This window comes from Pseudomonas arsenicoxydans, assembly GCF_900103875.1.
Lineage (GTDB): Bacteria > Pseudomonadota > Gammaproteobacteria > Pseudomonadales > Pseudomonadaceae > Aquipseudomonas > Aquipseudomonas arsenicoxydans.
This window is the reverse complement of sequence record NZ_LT629705.1, coordinates 3373136-3392408: the sequence shown is the minus strand read 5'-3', so window position 1 is coordinate 3392408 and position 19273 is coordinate 3373136. Positions and strand designations below refer to the sequence as shown.

At 60.7% G+C, this 19273-nt stretch carries 17 protein-coding genes; 1 reads left to right on the top strand and 16 read right to left on the bottom strand.

Going from position 1 to position 19273, the window contains the following annotated elements; all coding sequences use genetic code 11:
- Positions 1-27: 27 nt before the first annotated feature.
- The 9 genes from BLQ41_RS15810 to truA all read right to left on the bottom strand — a co-directional run bounded on the left by BLQ41_RS15810 (position 28) and on the right by truA (position 8845).
- The gene (locus BLQ41_RS15810; protein ID WP_167360541.1) at positions 28-792 is read right to left on the bottom strand and encodes an SDR family oxidoreductase; all 765 of its coding nucleotides are present in this window, start codon (positions 790-792) and stop codon (positions 28-30) included.
- 5 nt (positions 793-797) lie between these two features.
- Positions 798-2009, bottom strand: coding sequence for an O-succinylhomoserine sulfhydrylase (locus BLQ41_RS15805; protein ID WP_090182294.1), 1212 nt, complete (start codon positions 2007-2009; stop codon positions 798-800).
- 64 nt (positions 2010-2073) lie between these two features.
- Complete coding sequence (purF, locus tag BLQ41_RS15800) at positions 2074-3579, bottom strand: amidophosphoribosyltransferase (RefSeq protein WP_046026886.1); 1506 nt, start codon at positions 3577-3579, stop codon at positions 2074-2076.
- A 41-nt stretch (positions 3580-3620) separates the two neighbouring features.
- On the bottom strand, positions 3621-4181 hold the full coding sequence (locus BLQ41_RS15795) for a CvpA family protein (protein WP_090182293.1): 561 nt from the start codon (positions 4179-4181) through the stop codon (positions 3621-3623).
- Positions 4182-4279: 98 nt separating this feature from the next.
- Positions 4280-4945: an SPOR domain-containing protein gene (locus BLQ41_RS15790; RefSeq protein WP_090182291.1), complete on the bottom strand. Its 666-nt coding sequence runs from the start codon at positions 4943-4945 to the stop codon at positions 4280-4282.
- Entirely contained in the window at positions 4929-6236 is a 1308-nt protein-coding gene (gene folC, locus BLQ41_RS15785) for a bifunctional tetrahydrofolate synthase/dihydrofolate synthase (protein ID WP_090182289.1), read from the bottom strand. Before folC ends, BLQ41_RS15790 begins: the two co-directional genes overlap by 17 nt.
- A complete protein-coding gene (gene accD, locus BLQ41_RS15780; RefSeq protein WP_056744405.1) occupies positions 6233-7153 on the bottom strand; it encodes an acetyl-CoA carboxylase, carboxyltransferase subunit beta in 921 nt (306 codons plus the stop codon). Before accD ends, folC begins: the two co-directional genes overlap by 4 nt.
- 177 nt (positions 7154-7330) lie before the next feature.
- Entirely contained in the window at positions 7331-7957 is a 627-nt protein-coding gene (locus BLQ41_RS15775; RefSeq protein WP_090182287.1) for a phosphoribosylanthranilate isomerase, read from the bottom strand.
- A 63-nt stretch (positions 7958-8020) separates the two neighbouring features.
- Positions 8021-8845 (bottom strand): tRNA pseudouridine(38-40) synthase TruA, encoded by an 825-nt coding sequence (truA, locus tag BLQ41_RS15770; RefSeq protein WP_167360540.1) that lies wholly within the window; start codon positions 8843-8845, stop codon positions 8021-8023.
- Between the two features lie 188 nt (positions 8846-9033).
- On the opposite strand from truA, the gene BLQ41_RS15765 reads away from it, so the two are divergent.
- Entirely contained in the window at positions 9034-9693 is a 660-nt protein-coding gene (locus BLQ41_RS15765) for a M24 family metallopeptidase (RefSeq protein WP_090188585.1), read from the top strand.
- Between the two features lie 72 nt (positions 9694-9765).
- On the opposite strand, the gene BLQ41_RS15760 is transcribed toward BLQ41_RS15765, so the two are convergent.
- The 7 genes from BLQ41_RS15760 to leuC form a co-directional block, all read right to left on the bottom strand.
- The gene (locus BLQ41_RS15760; protein ID WP_090182284.1) at positions 9766-12420 is read right to left on the bottom strand and encodes a FimV/HubP family polar landmark protein; all 2655 of its coding nucleotides are present in this window, start codon (positions 12418-12420) and stop codon (positions 9766-9768) included.
- Positions 12421-12627: 207 nt separating this feature from the next.
- A complete protein-coding gene (locus BLQ41_RS15755; protein ID WP_090182282.1) occupies positions 12628-13638 on the bottom strand; it encodes an aspartate-semialdehyde dehydrogenase in 1011 nt (336 codons plus the stop codon).
- Positions 13639-13882: 244 nt separating this feature from the next.
- Entirely contained in the window at positions 13883-14995 is a 1113-nt protein-coding gene (gene asd / locus BLQ41_RS15750) for an aspartate-semialdehyde dehydrogenase (protein WP_045057948.1), read from the bottom strand.
- Between the two features lie 69 nt (positions 14996-15064).
- Complete coding sequence (gene leuB, locus BLQ41_RS15745; RefSeq protein ID WP_090182280.1) at positions 15065-16147, bottom strand: 3-isopropylmalate dehydrogenase; 1083 nt, start codon at positions 16145-16147, stop codon at positions 15065-15067.
- Between the two features lie 74 nt (positions 16148-16221).
- Positions 16222-16989 (bottom strand): class I SAM-dependent methyltransferase, encoded by a 768-nt coding sequence (locus tag BLQ41_RS15740; RefSeq protein WP_090182277.1) that lies wholly within the window; start codon positions 16987-16989, stop codon positions 16222-16224.
- Between the two features lie 146 nt (positions 16990-17135).
- On the bottom strand, positions 17136-17780 hold the full coding sequence (gene leuD, locus BLQ41_RS15735) for a 3-isopropylmalate dehydratase small subunit (protein ID WP_090182275.1): 645 nt from the start codon (positions 17778-17780) through the stop codon (positions 17136-17138).
- 11 nt (positions 17781-17791) lie between these two features.
- Entirely contained in the window at positions 17792-19210 is a 1419-nt protein-coding gene (gene leuC, locus BLQ41_RS15730) for a 3-isopropylmalate dehydratase large subunit (RefSeq protein ID WP_090182273.1), read from the bottom strand.
- Positions 19211-19273: the final 63 nt, after the last annotated feature.

Sequence of the window (19273 nt, the reverse complement as noted above, 5' to 3'; positions counted from 1 at the left end):
CCGCTTCTAGCTTGAGACTTGCAGCTTCTACTTGTAGACCATCTTCTTGGTCATGCCGCCATCGACCACAAATTCCTGGCCCGTGACGAAACCGGCGTTCTTCGACAGCAGCCAGGCCACCATCGCCGCGACGTCTTCGACCGTCCCTACCCTGCCCGCCGGATGCTGGGCATGATCGGCATCAGTCAGCGGTTCGGCACGTCGTACCGCCGGATCCCGGGTATCGATCCAGCCCGGGCTCACCGCGTTGACGCGAATCTCCGGCCCCAGACTGATGGCCAATGCGTGAGTCAGGGCCAACAGACCGCCCTTGCTCGCAGCATAGGCCTCTGTGTCCGGTTCCGACTGCGCGGCGCGGGTCGAGGCCAGGTTGACGATCGCGCCGCTGTGAGCGCGCAGATACGGCGCACAATGCTTGGCCAACAGCATTGGTCCGCTGAGGTTGACTGCCAACACACGGTTCCAGTACGCCAGATCAAGACTTTCCAGCGTGATGTTGTGCGGATCAGCCACCGCCGCGTTACACACCAGAGCATCCAGACGCCCGAACTGTCCCAGCACCTCGGCGACACCCAACGCCACTTGCCCCTCGTTCGAAACGTCCATGGCGATGAACCAGGCGTTTTCGCCCAGCACCTTCGTCACCTTCGAACCCCGCGCTCGATCCAGATCGGTCAGCACCACCTGCCAGCCTTCGCAGATCAGCCAGGCAGCGATCCCCAGACCAATGCCTCGCGCGGCCCCCGTGACCAGCGCAACGCGGCCATGGGTGCCAGTGCCCGGCGTGGACATCTCGATCACAAGGCAGCCAACCCGCGCGCCAGATCGGCTTGCAGGTCGGCCACGTCTTCCAGACCGACCGCAATGCGGATCAGGCTGTCACGGATACCCGCCGCTTCACGCTCTTGCGGCGCCAGACGGCCGTGGGAGGTGGTGCTCGGGTGCGTGATGGTGGTTTTAGTGTCACCAAGGTTGGCGGTGATCGAAATCAGACGCGTCGCATCGATAAAGCGCCAGGCGCCATCTTTGCCGCCCTTGACCTCGAAACTCACCACGGCGCCGAAACCCTTCTGCTGACGCAAGGCCAGTTCGTGCTGCGGATGGCTCTTGAGGCCGGCGTAATGGACTTTCTCGATACCATCCTGCTGCTCCAGCCACTCGGCCAGTTGCTGCGCGTTGGCGCAATGCGCTTTCATGCGCAGGCCAAGGGTTTCGAGGCCCTTGAGGAAGATCCACGCGTTGAACGGGCTCAGCGTCGGCCCGGCGGTACGCAAGAAGCCGACGACTTCTTTCATTTGCTCGCTGCGACCGGCCACAACACCGCCCATGCAACGGCCCTGGCCATCGATGAACTTGGTCGCCGAATGCACGACGATATCAGCACCCATCTTCAGCGGCTGTTGCAGCGCCGGGGTGCAGAAGCAGTTGTCGACCACCAGCATCGCGCCTTTGGCGTGAGCGATTTTCGACAACTCGGCGATGTCCACCAGCTCAGCCAATGGATTGGAAGGCGATTCGACGAACAGCAATTTGGTGTTGGCCTTGATCGCCGCATCCCAGCCGGACAAGTCCGCCAGGGGCACGTAATCGACTTCGATGCCGAAGCGCTTGAAGTACTTTTCGAACAGGCTGATGGTCGAGCCAAATACGCTGCGCGACACCAGCACATGGTCGCCGGCGCTGCACAGGCTCATGACCACGGCCATGATCGCGGCCATGCCGGTGGCGGTGGCCACGGCTTGCTCGGCGCTTTCCAGAGCGGCAATGCGCTCTTCGAACGCACGCACGGTCGGGTTGGTGTAGCGCGAGTAAACGTTGCCCGGCACTTCTCCGGCAAAGCGAGCTGCCGCGTCGGCAGCGGTGCGGAATACATAGCTGGAAGTGAAGAACATCGGATCACCGTGTTCGGCTTCCGGCGTACGGTGCTGACCGGCGCGTACGGCCAGGGTATCGAACGCTACGCCTTCGAGGTCGCTGTCCAGCCGACCGGCATCCCAATCCTGACTCATGCTGTCACTCCTTGCCTTGCTCTTCTAGTAGATACAAAACCGGCCCCTCAGGGCCGGTTGTTACTCAGTTGTTATACAGATCAATGATCGCGCTGACTGCCTGCGTCTTGACCTTGGAGGCATCGTTACGAGCCTGCTCGATCTTGTTCAGGTAAGCCTCGTCGACGTCGCCGGTGACGTACTGGCCGTCGAACACCGCGCAATCGAACTTGTCGATCTTGATCTTGCCGCCACCGACCGCTTCGATCAAGTCAGGCAGGTCCTGATAGATCAGCCAGTCAGCGCCGATCAGGTCGGCCACGTCCTGGGTCGAACGGTTGTGGGCGATCAGCTCATGAGCGCTCGGCATGTCGATACCGTAGACGTTCGGGTAACGAACGGCCGGGGCGGCGGAGCAGAAGTAGACATTTTTCGCGCCAGCTTCACGGGCCATCTGGATGATCTGCTTGCACGTAGTGCCGCGAACGATCGAGTCGTCCACCAGCATCACGTTCTTGCCGCGGAATTCCAGTTCAATGGCGTTGAGCTTCTGGCGTACGGATTTTTTCCGCGCTGCCTGGCCCGGCATGATGAAGGTCCGGCCGATGTAGCGGTTCTTCACGAAGCCTTCGCGGAACTTGACGCCCAGGTGGTTCGCCAGCTCCAGGGCCGCGGTGCGGCTGGTGTCCGGAATCGGGATGACCACGTCGATGTCGTGTTCTGGACGCTCGCGCAGGATCTTCTCGGCTAGCTTCTCACCCATGCGCAGACGGGCCTTGTAGACCGACACGCCGTCGATGATCGAATCCGGACGCGCCAGGTAGACGTGTTCGAAGATGCAAGGGGTCAGGGACGGGTTGGTCGCACACTGACGGGTATGCAGCTTGCCGTCTTCAGTGATGTAGACCGCTTCGCCCGGCGCCAGGTCGCGAATCAGGGTGAAACCGAGCACGTCCAGGGACACGCTTTCGGAGGCGATCATGTACTCGACGCCTTCGTCGGTGTGACGCTGACCGAACACGATCGGGCGGATGCCGTGCGGGTCGCGGAAACCGACGATGCCGTAACCGGTCACCATCGCCACAACCGCATAACCGCCGACGCAACGGTTGTGCACGTCAGTGACCGCCGCAAACACGTCTTCTTCGGTTGGCTGTAACTTGCCGCGCTGGGCCAGTTCGTGCGCAAACACGTTCAGCAGCACTTCCGAATCGGAATTGGTGTTGACGTGGCGCAGGTCAGATTCGTAAATCTCCTTGGCCAACTGTTCAACGTTGGTCAGGTTACCGTTGTGCGCCAAGGTGATGCCGTAAGGCGAGTTGACGTAAAACGGTTGAGCTTCGGCCGAGGTCGAGCTGCCTGCGGTCGGATAACGCACATGGCCAATGCCCATGTGGCCGACGAGGCGCTGCATGTGACGCTGATGGAACACGTCACGCACCAGGCCATTGTCCTTGCGCAGGAATAACCGGCCATCATGGCTGGTCACGATACCGGCAGCGTCCTGGCCGCGGTGCTGGAGCACGGTTAGCGCGTCATACAGCGCCTGATTGACGTTCGACTTACCGACGATACCGACGATGCCACACATGCGACGCAACCCCTACTTAATGGATCTGAACTGAACACAACTCACTGAGGCGTTTTGGCCATCGGCAAGAGGTGATCCTTGAACGGTATTTCAGCGGGTACGCTGATACCGCTGGCAAGCCACTGACTGCTCCACCCGAGGATCAGGTTTTTGGACCAGTCTGCGACCAATAGAAATTTTGGCACGAGCTGTGACTCTTTCCACCACCCGTCCTGCTGTACCGGCCCCAGGCTCAAGAGCCCGACCGCCACGACCACCAGCAACACGCCACGCGCGGCGCCGAAGGCCATGCCGAGGAATCGATCGGTCCCGGACAACCCGGTGACGCGAACCAACTCGCCGATAAGATAATTGATCATTGCGCCTACGATTAACGTGGCGACAAACATGATGGCACAGCCCGTGATTATACGAGCCGATGGCGTTTGGATGTATCCGGCGAGGTACTCGGACAATGAACCACCGAACATCCAGGCGACGACTCCTGCGATGATCCAGGTCACCAGCGATAATGCTTCTTTGACGAAGCCGCGGCTCAGACTGATCAATGCGGAGATGGCGACGATTGCAACGATCGCCCAGTCAACCCAGGTAAATGGCACAGTGCAGCCTACAGACGGATAAGGCGGCGCATTTTAGCAGAGCGCATGACTATCGGTAAGCTGCGATTTTCAGTGCATTTCAAATCGGGGCGATAGTTTTAATTGCGCTCAGGCTGGAAGCGCACCACAAACCCCTTGAGGTTCTTCTGACGACCCAGCAAGTCACGCAGACGATCGGCCTCGGCGCGCTCGATCAGCGGCCCGACAAATACCCGATTCTTGCCATCGGCGGTACGGATGTAGGCATTGTAGCCCTGACTGCGCAGGTCTTTTTGCAGACTTTCGGCGCTTTCACGACTCGACAGGCTGGCCAGTTGCACCGACCAGCTGACCGACAGGCCATTGGCGTCGACGCGGCTCTGAGTGGTGTCAGGCTTGCCCGGCGCAGCTGAAATCGGCTGAGACGGCGCGGCTGAAGGCTTGGCAGCCAAAGCAGGCACCGGGGCTGGCGCTGGTGCGACCGGCTTGGCGGCAGGCGCGACGGGTGCGGCAGGCGCAATCGGCTTCGCCGGCACTGCCTGCTGAGCGATCTCGTCATCACTCGGCACAGGCTCCTGAGGCAGCGCCTGTGGTTCAGGCACCACCACAGGATCGACCTGCACTTGCGGCACGGACGGTGCTTGCGGCGCGGATGGCGCTTCGACGGTTACCTGACGCTGTTCGTCCTGACGGGAAAACAGCATCGGCAGGAAAATCACCGCCAGCGCCACCAGAACCAGGGCGCCAACCATGCGTTGTTTGTATGCCTTATCCAGCAATGCCATTTGCCGCTTCCTCCGTGGAGCGCCGGGCCAGCCATTCAAGGGCCTCGGCGACACAATAAAATGATCCGAACAACAGAATCTCGTCGTCGCTTGTCGCCAGCGCGCACTGCCCTTCCAGGGCCGCAGCCACGCTGTCATAGGACGTTACCGCGGCGCCAAGGTTCTGCAACGCGGCCTGCAAATCGGCTACCGGACGCGCCCGCGGTGAATCCAGCGGCGCAACCGCCCATTGCTGGACACTAGCATTCAATTCGCCGATGACACCATCCAGATCCTTGTCCGCCAACAATCCGAACACTGCCAGACGCTTGCCGACCGGCGGACGGCTGGCCAGACGGCGAGCCAGGTACTCGGCGGCATGCGGGTTATGCCCCACATCCAGCAACAGATTCAGACGCTTGCCCTGCCAGTCGAACTGACGGCGATCAAGGCGACCGACCACCCGCGTCGCTTTCAGCGCTTCAATAATCTGTGCATCTACCCACGGCAACCCGAGCAACAGGTATGCCTGCAAAGCCAATGCGGCGTTTTCCATCGGCAGGTCGAGCAACGGCAGGTCGTGCAATTCGACCACACGCCCTTGAGCGTCCAGCCCGCGCCATTGCCAGTTGTGATCGGTCACACCGAGGTCAAAGTCGCGGCCACGCAGGAAAAACGGGCAAGCCAGCTCACGTGCCTTGTCCAGCAGGGGTTGCGGGGGATTCAGATCGCCACAGAGCGCAGGCGCGCCCTGGCGGAAGATGCCGGCTTTCTCAAAGGCAACGGACTCGCGGGTGTTACCCAGATAGTCTGCATGATCGACGCCGATGCTGGTGACCAACGCCATGTCGGCGTCGACCACGTTGACCGTGTCCAGACGCCCGCCCAGGCCGACTTCCAGCACCACGGCATCAAGCCCCGCCCGTTGAAACAGCCAGAACGCCGCCAGGGTGCCCATTTCGAAATACGTCAGGGACGTGTCGCCACGGCCCGCCTCGACCGCAGCAAAGGCTTCGCACAGCTCGGCGTCCGTGGCTTCGACGCCATTGACCTGCACCCGCTCGTTGTAACGCAGCAGGTGCGGAGAATTGTAGACACCCACCTTCAGGCCCTGCGCCCGCAGCAATGAAGCCACGAATGCGCAGGTGGAACCCTTGCCGTTGGTGCCGGTGACCGTGATCACCCGAGGCGCCGGCTTGCCCAGCCCCATGCGGGACGCTACCTGTTGCGAACGCTCCAGGCCCATGTCGATGGCCGAAGGGTGCAACTGCTCAAGGTAGGCGAGCCATTCGCCAAGGGTACGTTCGGTCATATGTTCGCAGGTACCGGTGGAACCACGATCGGCTCGATTGGCGCGGCGACGAATTTCGGCGTCGGCAGGCCCATCATTTGTGCCAGCAGGTTGCCCAGGCGCGGACGCAGTTCCTGACGGTGAATGATCATGTCGATCGCGCCGTGTTCCAGCAGGAACTCACTGCGCTGGAAGCCTTCCGGCAGTTTTTCACGCACGGTTTGCTCGATCACGCGCGGACCGGCGAAGCCGATCAGGGCCTTGGGCTCACCGACGATCACGTCACCAAGCATTGCCAGGCTGGCGGAAACGCCGCCGTAGACCGGGTCGGTCAGCACGGAGATGAACGGAATACCTTCTTCACGCAGACGCGCCAGCACCGCAGAGGTCTTGGCCATTTGCATCAGGGAGATCAGGGCTTCCTGCATCCGCGCACCACCAGAGGCGGCGAAGCAGATCATCGGGCAACGGTTTTCCAGCGCGTAGTTGGCGGCGCGGACAAATCGCTCACCAACGATGGCGCCCATCGAACCACCCATGAAGGAGAATTCGAAGGCCGAGACCACCACCGGCATGCCCAGCAGGGTGCCGCTCATGGAAATCAGTGCGTCTTTTTCGCCAGTCTGCTTCTGGGCAGCGGTCAGGCGATCCTTGTACTTCTTGCCGTCGCGGAATTTCAGACGGTCAACCGGCTCCAGGTCCGCGCCCAGTTCGGCACGGCCTTCAGCGTCGAGGAAGATGTCGATGCGCGCGCGCGCGCCGATACGCATGTGATGGTTGCACTTGGGGCAAACGTCCAGGGTCTTTTCCAGCTCTGGACGATACAACACAGCCTCGCAAGACGGGCATTTGTGCCACAGACCTTCAGGCACCGAGCTCTTCTTGACCTCGGAACGCATGATCGAAGGGATCAGTTTGTCTACTAACCAGTTGCTCATGCTTTCTTTCTCCAGTACCGGCGGCCCGAACGCTCTGGTTCGCAGCCCCGCGTATGCCCTTGAGCTAAATTCATATGTGTGGCGATGATCAGTGGATGGCCGGGTCAGTGAAGCGTGACCTGCGTACAACCCAAAAATCCTCAGCCATGCGTGTGGACGGCGGCAGTGTGCCAGCCGTCACATCGACGTACCGCGTACCGCGTTGATGAATGCCTGAATCTTTGCGTGATCCTTGATGCCCTTGCTCGCCTCTACCCCACCGCTGACGTCCACCGCGTAAGGCCGTACCCGGGTGATGGCCTCGGTGACGTTTTCCGGCGTCAGGCCACCCGCGAGGATGATCGGCTTGCTCAGGCCTTGTGGTATCAAAGACCAATCGAACGCCTCACCGGTTCCACCGGGCACGCCTTCGACGTAAGCGTCCAGCAAGATCCCGCTGGCACTTGGAAACGCATCGCATGCCGCGGCGATGTCGTCACCGGCCTTGACCCGCAACGCCTTGATGTACGGACGGTGCCAGCCTTCACACTCGGCCGCGGTTTCGTCGCCATGAAATTGCAGCAAGTCCAGCGGCACGGCGTCGAGCAATTCGCCCAACTCGCAGCGACTGGCGTTGACGAACAAGCCCACGGTGGTCACGAACGGCGGCAGCGCGCTGATGATCGAGCGTGCCTGCTGGAACGTGACCGCCCGAGGGCTTTTGGCGTAGAACACGAACCCGATGGCATCCGCCCCGGCCTCGACCGCCGCCAACGCATCTTCTATGCGGGTAATCCCACAAATTTTGCTGCGAACGGCTGACATGTCGATAGAACCTCAGGGCAAATCCGAGAAAGTCCCGGATGGTAACAAATGCATTCGAGGGCGTCAGCCGTCAAGTTCCGTGAAACCGGTCAGGAAGTGTGGGCCGATGTAACGCTCGGGCAGTTCGAACTCGTCGCGATACTCGACCTGCACCAGATACAGACCGTACGGATGCGCCGTCACCCCGCCGGAACGGCGAATTCGGCTCTCCAGCACTTCCTTCATCCACTCCACCGGACGCTCGCCGGCACCGATGGTCATCAGCACGCCCGCGATGTTGCGCACCATGTGATGCAGGAAGGCACTGGCGCGAATGTCCAGGACGATCATCTTGCCGTGACGCGTGACGCGCAGATGATGCAGCTCCTTGATCGGCGACTTGGCCTGACACTGGCCGGCGCGGAAGGCGCTGAAATCGTGAATGCCGACCAGATACTGCGCTGCCTCAGCCATGCGCTCGACGTCCAGCGGACGGTGATTCCAGGTGATTTCTTCATTCAGGTGCGCCGGGCGGATCTGATCGTTGTAGATCACGTAGCGATAACGCCGGGCTATGGCCTTGAAGCGCGCATGAAAATGCGCCGGCATGACCTTGGCCCAACTGACGCTGACATCGTGGGGCAAGTTGATGTTGGCGCCCATGACCCAGGCTTTCATTGAACGCTCGACCTGGGTGTCGAAATGCACCACTTGGCCACAGGCATGCACGCCGGCATCCGTACGCCCGGCGCAGAGCAGCGACACCGGCGAATCGGCGACTTTGGACAAGGCTTTCTCGAGGGTTTCCTGCACCGTGAGCACGCCAGAGGCCTGACGTTGCCAGCCGCGGTAACGCGAGCCTTTGTATTCGACGCCCAATGCGATCCGGAAAAAGCCCTCGGCTGCCATTTCGGCGGCCGGGTTATCTAAATTTGCCAAGGAGTAACAGCCTGCTGATATGCGCAAAGGCGGGCATTATAAGGCCGTCGCACCGGGACGCCAGAGGCGTGTGGATTTTGTGTCGTTGCATCGCCCGGGCAGACTTCGTTATATAGATGACTACACAACGAAAAAACAGACACCACCGAGACCTGATGATGACCGCCACTCTCAAAGAAGCCGTCGGACTGGCCTACAGCCTGGACGGCATGCTCCACGCCAAACGCAAAACCTGGGAAGCCATCGACGAAATGGCCCGACGCGTGAAACCCGGCATGCGCGAATCCGAAGCCCTGGCGATGAGCCTCGAAGTGCTGAACGAACTGGGGATGGACCGCATCTGGCACCCGTCCAAAATCCGCTTCGGCGAGAACACCCTGAAAACCTTCAAGCAACCCTCCGACGGCGATCCGGTACTGGCTGACAACGACATTTTCTTCATCGACCTCGGTGTGGTCTGGGATCGTCATGAGGGCGACTCGGGCGCGACGTTTACGGTGGGCAATGATCCCGACATGAAAGCCTGCGCGACGGCGGCAAAAGCATTGTTTGATCAGGTCCACGATTACTGGCGAACCCATCAAGTCGCCGGCCCTGAGCTGTACCGCTATGCCGATGAACAGGCGACGGCCATGGGTTGGAGGTTGAACCTGGAGATCAAGGGGCACCGGGTCAGCGACTTCCCCCATGCGATTTATCGCGCCGGTGATCTGGGGAGTTTCGAGGCATGCCCGAATGTCGGGTTATGGATTCTGGAAATCCAGATCGCCCACCCTACTCGACCGTTTGGCGCGTTTTATGAGGATTTGCTCGCCTGATCCCAAGCGCATCACGGAAACAAAAACGGCAGCCTCAATGAGCTGCCGTTTCGTTTATTGCCGACCGATCATTCAAGCCAGGCGCGAAAGCATTTCCTTGGCTTCGGTCTTCTGACCGGCATCACCCTCGGTCACGACTTCATTGAGGATGTCCCGGGCGCCGTCGGTGTCGCCCATGTCGATGTAGGCCTGGGCCAGATCGAGCTTGGTGGCCACTTCATCGGTGCCGGAGAGGAAGTCGAAGTCCGGCTCGTCAGCCATCGAAGCCGCCGCGTCTTCCGCAGTGAAAGTCGGCTCGCTGATGCTCTGGGACAAACGATCCAGCTCGGCGTTGACGTCATCCAGTTCGGCAGCGAAGGCATCTGGCTCAGCCGGGGTGGCATCCATTTCATCGGACAGCGACAGGTCGAAATCGGCCGGCAACTCCAAATCGTCCTGCGGAACCTCAGGCTTGACAGGAGCAACAGGCTCGACCGGCAGGTCCTTCACGCCTTCATCCAGATCCAGCAGGAAGTCGTCTTCGGCGAGGATCGCAGGCGAAGGGTCGCCGCCCAGGTCCATGTCGAGGTCGAAGTCCGACAGGTCGTCGAGGTTTTCCTTGATTTCAGTCTGCTGCTGCAACACCGATTCAAAGCTCAGATCGTCGTCCAGCGGGAATTCGTCCAGTTCGGCCGCAGGTTCTGGCTCTGGCGCAACCACCGCCGGAGAAGCGGCTTCCAGATCATCCAGGCTCAAGTCGAAAGCGCTGTCGAAATCGTCATCCGCGGCTGCCGGTGCTTGCGGCTCGTCCAGCAGCAGGTCCTTGACGTATTGCGCGTCGAGTTCGGCGGCGAGGGCCGCAGCCGCCAGCCCACCGGCAACTGCAACGGCCATTGCCGGGAAGCGGGTTTTAAGCTTTTCGACCTGAGCGAAGTTGTCACCGTTGGCCACCAATTGGCGCTCCTGGGCAACAAACGCATCGCGATCACCCTGCTGACCGTAGACTTCCATCAGCTTGAGGCGCAGATCGCTGCGCTGCGGCTCCTGCTTGATGCCGTCTTCGAGCATGGCGGCAGCCTGATTCAAACGACCAGCGGTAATGTGCGACTGAGCTTTGCTCAACACATCGTCATCGCGCTCCGCCGCAGGCGAAATCAGTGGCGCGGCAATGGGCTGTGTGACCACAACCGGCTCAATGACTGGCGCGGGAGCCGGAGCTGGCACAGGTGCAGGCGCAAATGCAGGTGCAAAGGCCGGCGCGGTCGCGAGTTTCACGTTCGGCGGCGGCACTTCCAGACCTTCGAAGCTGCTTTCTGGCAGTTCCTGCTCGGTGGAGAATTCCTTTTCGTCCTCCAGGGCACGGGCCATGCGCAGGTGTTTCTCGGCTTCTTGCTGTGCTTTGCGTCGACGCGCCAGCAACAACAGCAAGAGCAGCAGAACCACTGCACCACCACCGACCAGACCCAGCAGAATCGGGTTGGTCAGCAGTTCGTTGAATTTTTGATCGTCAGAGGTCGCAGGCGTCGGCTCGACAGGCTTCTCGGCGGGGGCCGGAGCAACTTCAGCGACGGGTGTTTCAGGCTTAGGCGTTGCAGGCGCCACGTCCACTGGCGTTGCCGCAGGGCTTGGCGCCAGCTCGGCGGAGATCGCCGGAGTATTAGCAGTAGCCGCAGCAGCAGCGGGCGCACCGGCTGCGCCTTCTGCCTGTAGCTTGGCCAGTTGATTGTTTTTCAGCTCGATCAGACGTTGCAGCTTATCCAGCTGACTTTGCAGATCGGTCATGCGGCTTTTCAGTTCGGCGTTGTCACGACGGGTCGTGTCGAGGCTTTCCTGGGTCACCGCCAATTTATTGCTCAAGGCCTTGGCATCACCCCCTTTGCCACGACCTTTAGCGGTCTCGGCCGACACCAGGCTCAGGTTGTCCTTGGCCGTTTGCGATGAAGCGGCATCACCCCGCCCGCGCTTGGTCGCATCGAGCTGCTGTTGCCCGGTCCCGGGCTTGGCCACATAACGCCGCCCCTGACGCCACGCAGTGTTCTGCGCAGCAACTTCAGCGATGGCTTTAGGTTGCGGCAGGCTGGTGGTTTGGGTCTGATCCGGCATGCGCAGCACCTGGCCGGTTTTCAACCGGTTGATGTTGCCGTCGATAAAGGCATCCGGGTTCAACGCCTGGATGGCCAGCATGGTTTGCTGGACCGATCCGCCATTACGCGCCTTCGCGGCAATTTCCCACAGGGTATCGCGCGGCGTGGTGGTGTATTGGGCAGGCTTGGCAGCACCAGTGACCGGTGAAGTGATCGCCGGAGTCGGTGCAGGCTGCGCAGCCGCTTCAGCGGTCTGCGGCGAGAATTTGGAAGGATCGAGCAAGACGCTGTAATCACGCATCAGTCGACCGCTTGGCCACATGACCTGAACCAGGAATTTCACCATCGGCTCGGACAGTGGTTTGCTGGAGGTCACGCGCAGGACACTTTTACCGCTGGGGTTGAGCACCGGGGTAAAAGTCAGATCGTTGAGGAATGCCTGGCGGTCGACGCCAGCCTTGGCGAAATCTTCGGGCGAGGCCAGGCTCGGCACCACTTCGGCAGCGGTGAGGTCCTTGACGTCGAGCAGCTCGATTTCCGCCACCAAAGGTTGGTTCAGCGTCGACTTCAGGGTCAATTCCCCGAGCCCGAGTGCCTGCGCCATACCGGAGGACAGCGCCGAGGCGGCCGCTATTGCTAACACCAGTTTGCGAACTTGAACCATAGCCTCATCCTTTGTTTGAACATTCCTCGGCCAGCGAGAAGGTATTAATAGTCGCTGCCGTAAGGCATTGCGCGCAGCGCCGAAGTGTCGTCGCGCGCGATCATTTCTTTCATGCCCGGAAAGCCCCGTAGGGTGACTCGCCATCAGCAATCCGCCCCAGCATAGCGCTCGACCGGACTCATTCGAAAAATTGTTGCCAAGTATCTTTTACAGCAGGTCTTTTATCAACAATTCAGCCACCTGCACAGCATTGAGCGCGGCGCCTTTGCGTACGTTATCTGACGTCAGCCACAGATTTAGTTCCGACAGGTCGTCGACACCATGGCGAACCCGACCGACGTACACCACGTCCTGCCCTACCGCGTCGCCGACTGGCGTCGGGTAATCGCCGGCTTCCACCAGCTCGATACCGGGTGCATCTTCCAGTGCCGCGTTGACTTTCGCCAGGTCCACAGCGCTCGCAGACTGCAAGGTCACGCTAAAGCTATCGCCAAAAAACACCGGGGCTTGAATGCAAGTGACGGAAATCTTTAATAAAGGCAGGGCCATGACCTGACGCAGCTCACGCACAAGGCGTTTTTCCAACAGGGTATGCCCCTGCTCGTCAGGCTTGCCGACCTGTGCCAACAGGTTGAACGCCATCTGCCGATCGAAGAACGTCGGCTCCAGAGGACGCACGTTGAGCAGCTCGGCGGTTTGTCGGGCCAGCTCGGTGACGGCTTCACGGCCTTGCGCGGAGACTGCCAGGCACGCGGTCAGATGGATGCGTTGCAGATCGAGCAAACCGAGTAGCGGCGCCAGCACCACCGCCAGGGTGGTGGCCGACGGGCTTGGGCTGCTGACCTGGAACGGTTTTTTCAGACTGGTCAGGATGTCGGCGTTGGCTTCCGGCACCACTTGCGGCGCCTTATCGGCCGGCAAGGCGCCGGACAGGTCGATCAGCGAGCAACCGGCGGCGACGGCACGCGAGGCAAAACTCAGGGTCACCGCCGGACCTGCCGCGAAAAACACCAACTGCACTTTGCTGAAATCGAATTCGTCGACCTCCCGCACCCGCACGTTCTTGCCGCGAAACGGCACCGAATGACCGGCGGATTCGCTGCTGGCCAGCAGGTGCAGGTTGCCCACCGGAAAATCGCGCTCTTCGAGAATCTGCACGAGCGTCTCGCCGACAGTACCGGTGGCGCCGATCACGGCAATATCAAAGGACTGGCTCATGGTTCTACCTCTGGCGAAACGGGGGGAGCGGCACTTTACCGGGTGGTTGGCGTGCAGGCAATTATGTGGCGTCTGATCCAACCTCATCGCGGGCAAGCCCGCTCCCACAGGGATCTCGTTGAACCTTGTGGGAGCGGGCTTGCCCGCGATGGCGGCAGATCAGACACTGAAGAAGCGTCAGGCTGCCGGGATAAAAAAACCCGCGCCTCTTTCAAGGCACGGGTTCTTTCACATCTTCAACCGATCAACGCTCAAGCAGGATCCGCAGCATGCGACGCAGCGGTTCGGCCGCGCCCCACAGCAGTTGGTCGCCGACGGTGAACGCGCCTACGAACTGCGAACCCATGTTCAGTTTGCGCAGACGGCCAACCGGGACGTTCAGGGTGCCGGTGACTTTCGTCGGGCTCAGTTCCTGAATGCTGGCTTCACGGTTGTTCGGCACCAGCTTGACCCAAGGGTTGTGCTGGCTGATCAGCCCTTCGATATCGGCGATCGGCACGTCTTTGTTCAGCTTGATGGTCAGCGCCTGGCTGTGGCAACGCATGGCGCCGATGCGCACGCAGATACCGTCGACCGGGATCGGGCTCTTGAAGCGACCGAGGATCTTGTTGGTCTCGGCCTGGGCCTTCCACTCTTCGCGGCTCTGGCCGTTCGGCAGTTCCTTGTCGATCCACGGGATCAGGCTGCCGGCCAACGGTACGCCGAAGTTTTCGGTCGGATACGCGTCGCTGCGCATGGCTTCGGCCACACGACGGTCGATGTCGAGGATCGCGCTGGCCGGGTCGGCCAGTTGATCGGCAACGGCGGCGTGGGTTGCGCCCATTTGCTTGATCAGTTCACGCATGTTCTGCGCGCCGGCACCGGAGGCCGCCTGATAGGTCATGGCGCTCATCCACTCGACCAGACCGGCTTCGAACAGGCCGCCCAGGCCCATCAGCATCAGGCTGACGGTGCAGTTGCCGCCGATGTAGTTCTTGGTGCCCGCGTCGAGCTGCTGGTCGATGACCTTGCGGTTCACCGGGTCCAGCACGATCACCGCGTCATCCTGCATGCGCAGGCTGGAAGCGGCGTCGATCCAGTAACCCTGCCAGCCGGCTTCGCGCAGCTTCGGGAACACTTCGCTGGTGTAGTCGCCACCCTGGCAGGTCAGAATCACGTCGAGGGTTTTCAGCTCTTCAATGCTGTAAGCGTCCTTGAGCGGAGCAATGTCCTTGCCCACGGACGGGCCTTGGCCACCGACATTCGAAGTGGTGAAAAACACCGGCTCGATGAGATCGAAATCCTGCTCTTCCAGCATCCGCTGCATGAGCACGGAACCGACCATACCGCGCCAACCGATCAGACCTACACGTTTCATCGCAACTACACCTTCTTTAAAAAGTGGGCCGCTGCTTTCGAAGTTGAAAGTGGCAGCGGGCCCGAGAGATTACAGATTCCGCAGCGCGGCGACTACTGCGTCACCCATTTCCTGCGTACCGACTTTAGTGCAACCGGCCGACCAGATGTCACCCGTGCGCAGGCCTTGGTCCAATACCAGACTAACGGCCTTCTCGATCGCATCCGCCGCATCCTGCAGATTGAAGCTGTAACGCAACATCATGGAGACCGACAAAATGGTCGCCAACGGGTTGGCAATGCCTTTGCCTGCGATGTCCGGCGCCGAACCGTGGCACGGCTCGTACATGCCTTTGTTGTTGGTATCCAGGGATGCCGACGGCAGCATGCCAATGGAACCGGTGAGCATCGACGCCTGGTCGGACAGGATGTCGCCGAACATGTTGTCGGTGACGATCACGTCGAACTGCTTGGGTGCGCGCACCAGTTGCATGGCGGCGTTGTCGACGTACATGTGGCTCAGTTCGACCTCAGGGTAATCCTTGGCCACTTCCTCAACGATTTCACGCCACAGCTGGCTGGACGCCAATACGTTGGCCTTGTCCACCGAGCAGAGCTTCTTGCCACGCACCATCGCCATGTCGAAACCGACACGGGCAATGCGGCGGATTTCGCTTTCGCTGTACGGCAGCGTGTCGTAGGACTGACGCTCGCCGTTTTCCAGGGTGCGGGTGCCACGTGGCGCGCCGAAGTAGATACCGCCGGTCAGCTCACGGACGATCAGGATGTCCAGGCCGGCAACGATTTCCGGCTTCAGGCTCGATGCCTCAGCCAGTTGCGGATAGAGGATCGCCGGACGCAGGTTGCCAAACAGGCCCAATTGCGCACGAATTTTCAGCAGGCCGCGCTCAGGGCGGATGTCACGATCGATGGCGTCCCATTTCGGACCGCCAACAGCGCCCAGCAGAACCGCATCGGCCGCGCGGGCACGGTCCAGGGTTTCGTCGGCCAGTGGCACGCCGTGCTTGTCGATGGCCGCGCCGCCGATCACGTCATGGCTGAGTTCAAAGCCCAGGCTGTACTTGTCATTGGCCAGTTCCAGCACCTTGACCGCTTCGGCCATGATTTCCGGACCAATACCATCACCCGGGAGAATCAGAATCTGCTTGCTCATGCTTTCCTCATGTCATCAGTCGGCGCGCCCGCGGGCACGCGGGCACGCCGTGGAAAAAGTCTATTGTCAGGCGCTTATCGTTCAGCCATCAGCACCAATACATCGGTACTGAACGAACCATCGGCCTCAATCTCAAAATATTCGCGTACTTCGCTGCCCATCGACTGCTGCAATTCGCGGATTGCCGCGCGCATCACCTCTGGCGTGCGCATGCGCTCGACCCACGACGTGTATTCCAGACGCAGCCGCTGGCGCGTGGTGCTGCGGGTATGCAACCCCGCTTCGCTGACCTGGCGCAACCACTCACCGGCGGAATAATCGCGCACATGGCTGGTGTCGCGCAGCACTTCGACGCTTTGCAGGTAAGTGTCGAACAACGGGTTGCCCGGCGACAACACGTCGATGAACACCGCCACGCCGCCCGGCTTCAGCACCCGACGGACTTCCCGCAAGGCCATGCCGAGATCGCTCCAATGGTGCGCCGAATAACGGCTGAACACGAAATCGAACTCGCCATCGGCGAACGGCAGGCGCTCGGCGGCACCGTTGACGGTGATCACGTTGCTCAAACCACGATCCTGAGCGGCGGCAGACACCACGTCGAGCATTTGCCGGGACAGGTCGTAGGCCACGACTTCCTTGACCAGCGATGCCACATGAAAACACACGTGACCGGCGCCGCAACCCAGGTCCAGAACCCGCGCATCGCCCTGCCCGGCCAGTTCGGCCTGTAGCAGCGCGAATTCGGTGCCTTGAGCGTGAACGGCGCTGCTCAAATAGGCCGAAGCCTGCTCACCGAATTGCTTTTGGACTACCTGGCTGTGCTGGGCGGTGCTGGTCATGGGGACTTCCTTTTGGGGTTAAGCCTTGTGTTGTTCGGGCTGCCGTCTTCGCGGGCAAGCCCGCTCCCACATTTGAAATACATTCCCCTGTGGGAGCGGGCTTGCCCGCGATGAGGCCGGAACTGCCTACATCAATCCCGGATCAATCAAGCGTCGCGAAACAACCACGGCTGGCTCGCACGATGCTTGGCTTCAAACGTCGCAATCGCCTCGTGATCCTGCAAAGTCAGGCCGATATCGTCCAGACCATTGAGCAGGCAGTGTTTGCGGAACGCATCAATCTCAAAACGCAGCACCTTGCCATCCGGACGGGTCACGGTCTGGGCTTGCAGATCAACCTGCAACTGATAGCCAGGGGTCGCTTCCACTTGCTGGAACAGCTCATCAACTTCAGCGTCGCTCAGGATGATCGGCAGCAAGCCGTTCTTGAAGCTGTTGTTGAAGAAAATGTCAGCGTAGCTCGGCGCGATGATGCTGCGAAAACCGTATTCTTCCAGGGCCCACGGCGCGTGTTCGCGACTTGAACCGCAACCGAAGTTCTCACGGGCCAGCAACACGCTGGCGCCCCGGTAACGTTCGGCGTTGAGGACGAAGTCCTTGTTCAGCGGACGCTTGGAGTTGTCCTGATACGGTTGCCCGACATCCAGGTAGCGCCACTCATCGAACAGGTTCGGGCCGAAACCCGTGCGCTTGATCGACTTCAAGAACTGCTTCGGGATGATCTGGTCGGTATCGACGTTGGCACGATCCAAAGGCGCGACAAGACCAGTGTGCTGGGTAAAAGCTTTCATGCTGCGCTCCTTTAGATCAATTCACGGACGTCGACGAAACGACCGTTTACCGCGGCGGCGGCGGCCATGGCCGGGCTCACGAGGTGGGTACGGCCACCGGCGCCCTGACGGCCTTCGAAGTTGCGGTTGGAGGTCGAGGCGCAATGCTCGCCCGACTCCAAACGGTCCGGGTTCATCGCCAGGCACATCGAGCAGCCTGGTTCACGCCATTCGAAACCGGCGTCGAGGAAAATCTTGTCCAGGCCTTCCGACTCGGCCTGAGCCTTCACCAGGCCCGAGCCCGGCACCACGATGGCTTGCTTGATGGTCGACGCCACTTTACGGCCCTTGGCGATCACCGCCGCAGCGCGCAAATCTTCGATCCGCGAGTTGGTGCAGGAGCCGATGAATACGCGGTCCAACTGAATGTCAGTGATCGCCTGATTGGCGGTCAAACCCATGTATTTCAAAGCGCGTTCGATGGAGCCGCGTTTGACCAGGTCCATTTCCTTGGCCGGGTCCGGCACGTTCTGGTCCACAGCCAACACCATCTCAGGCGAGGTGCCCCAGCTGACTTGTGGCTTGATCTGGGTCGCGTCGAGCTCGACAACGGTGTCAAACACCGCATCTGCGTCGGACACCAGGTCTTTCCAGGCTTCGACGGCCAAATCCCATTCCGCGCCTTTCGGGGCAAACGGACGGCCCTTGACGTAGGCCACGGTTTTTTCATCAGCGGCCACCAGACCTACGCGAGCGCCGGCCTCGATGGACATGTTGCAGATGGTCATGCGGCCTTCAACCGACAGATCGCGAATCGCGCTACCGGCGAATTCGATGGCATGGCCGTTACCGCCGGCGGTGCCGATTTTGCCGATGACGGCGAGAACGATGTCTTTGGCGGTCACGCCGAACGGCAGTTTGCCTTCGACCGACACCAACATATTCTTCATTTTTTTGGCGACCAGACACTGAGTGGCGAGCACGTGCTCGACCTCGGACGTGCCGATACCGTGAGCCAAGGCACCGAACGCACCGTGGGTCGAGGTGTGGGAGTCGCCACAGACCACGGTCATGCCCGGCAAGGTGGCGCCCTGCTCCGGACCGATGACGTGGACGATGCCTTGACGCACATCATTCATCTTGAATTCGACGATGCCGTATTCATCGCAGTTGTCGTCGAGGGTCTGAACCTGCAAACGCGAGACCTCGTCGGCAATGGCTTCGATGCCGCCCTTGCGCTCCGGGGTGGTCGGTACGTTGTGGTCCGGGGTCGCGATGTTGGCATCGATGCGCCAAGGCTTGCGCCCTGCCAGACGCAGGCCTTCAAAGGCCTGCGGCGACGTCACTTCATGGATGATGTGACGATCGATGTAGATCAGCGCAGAGCCATCGTCGCGCTGTTTGACCAAATGCGAATCCCAGAGCTTGTCGTAGAGCGTTTTGCCGGCCATCAGACGGTTTCCTCATCAGCTTGTTTCTATGCCCTGGGTCTTGAGAGATTCAATAACCCCTTG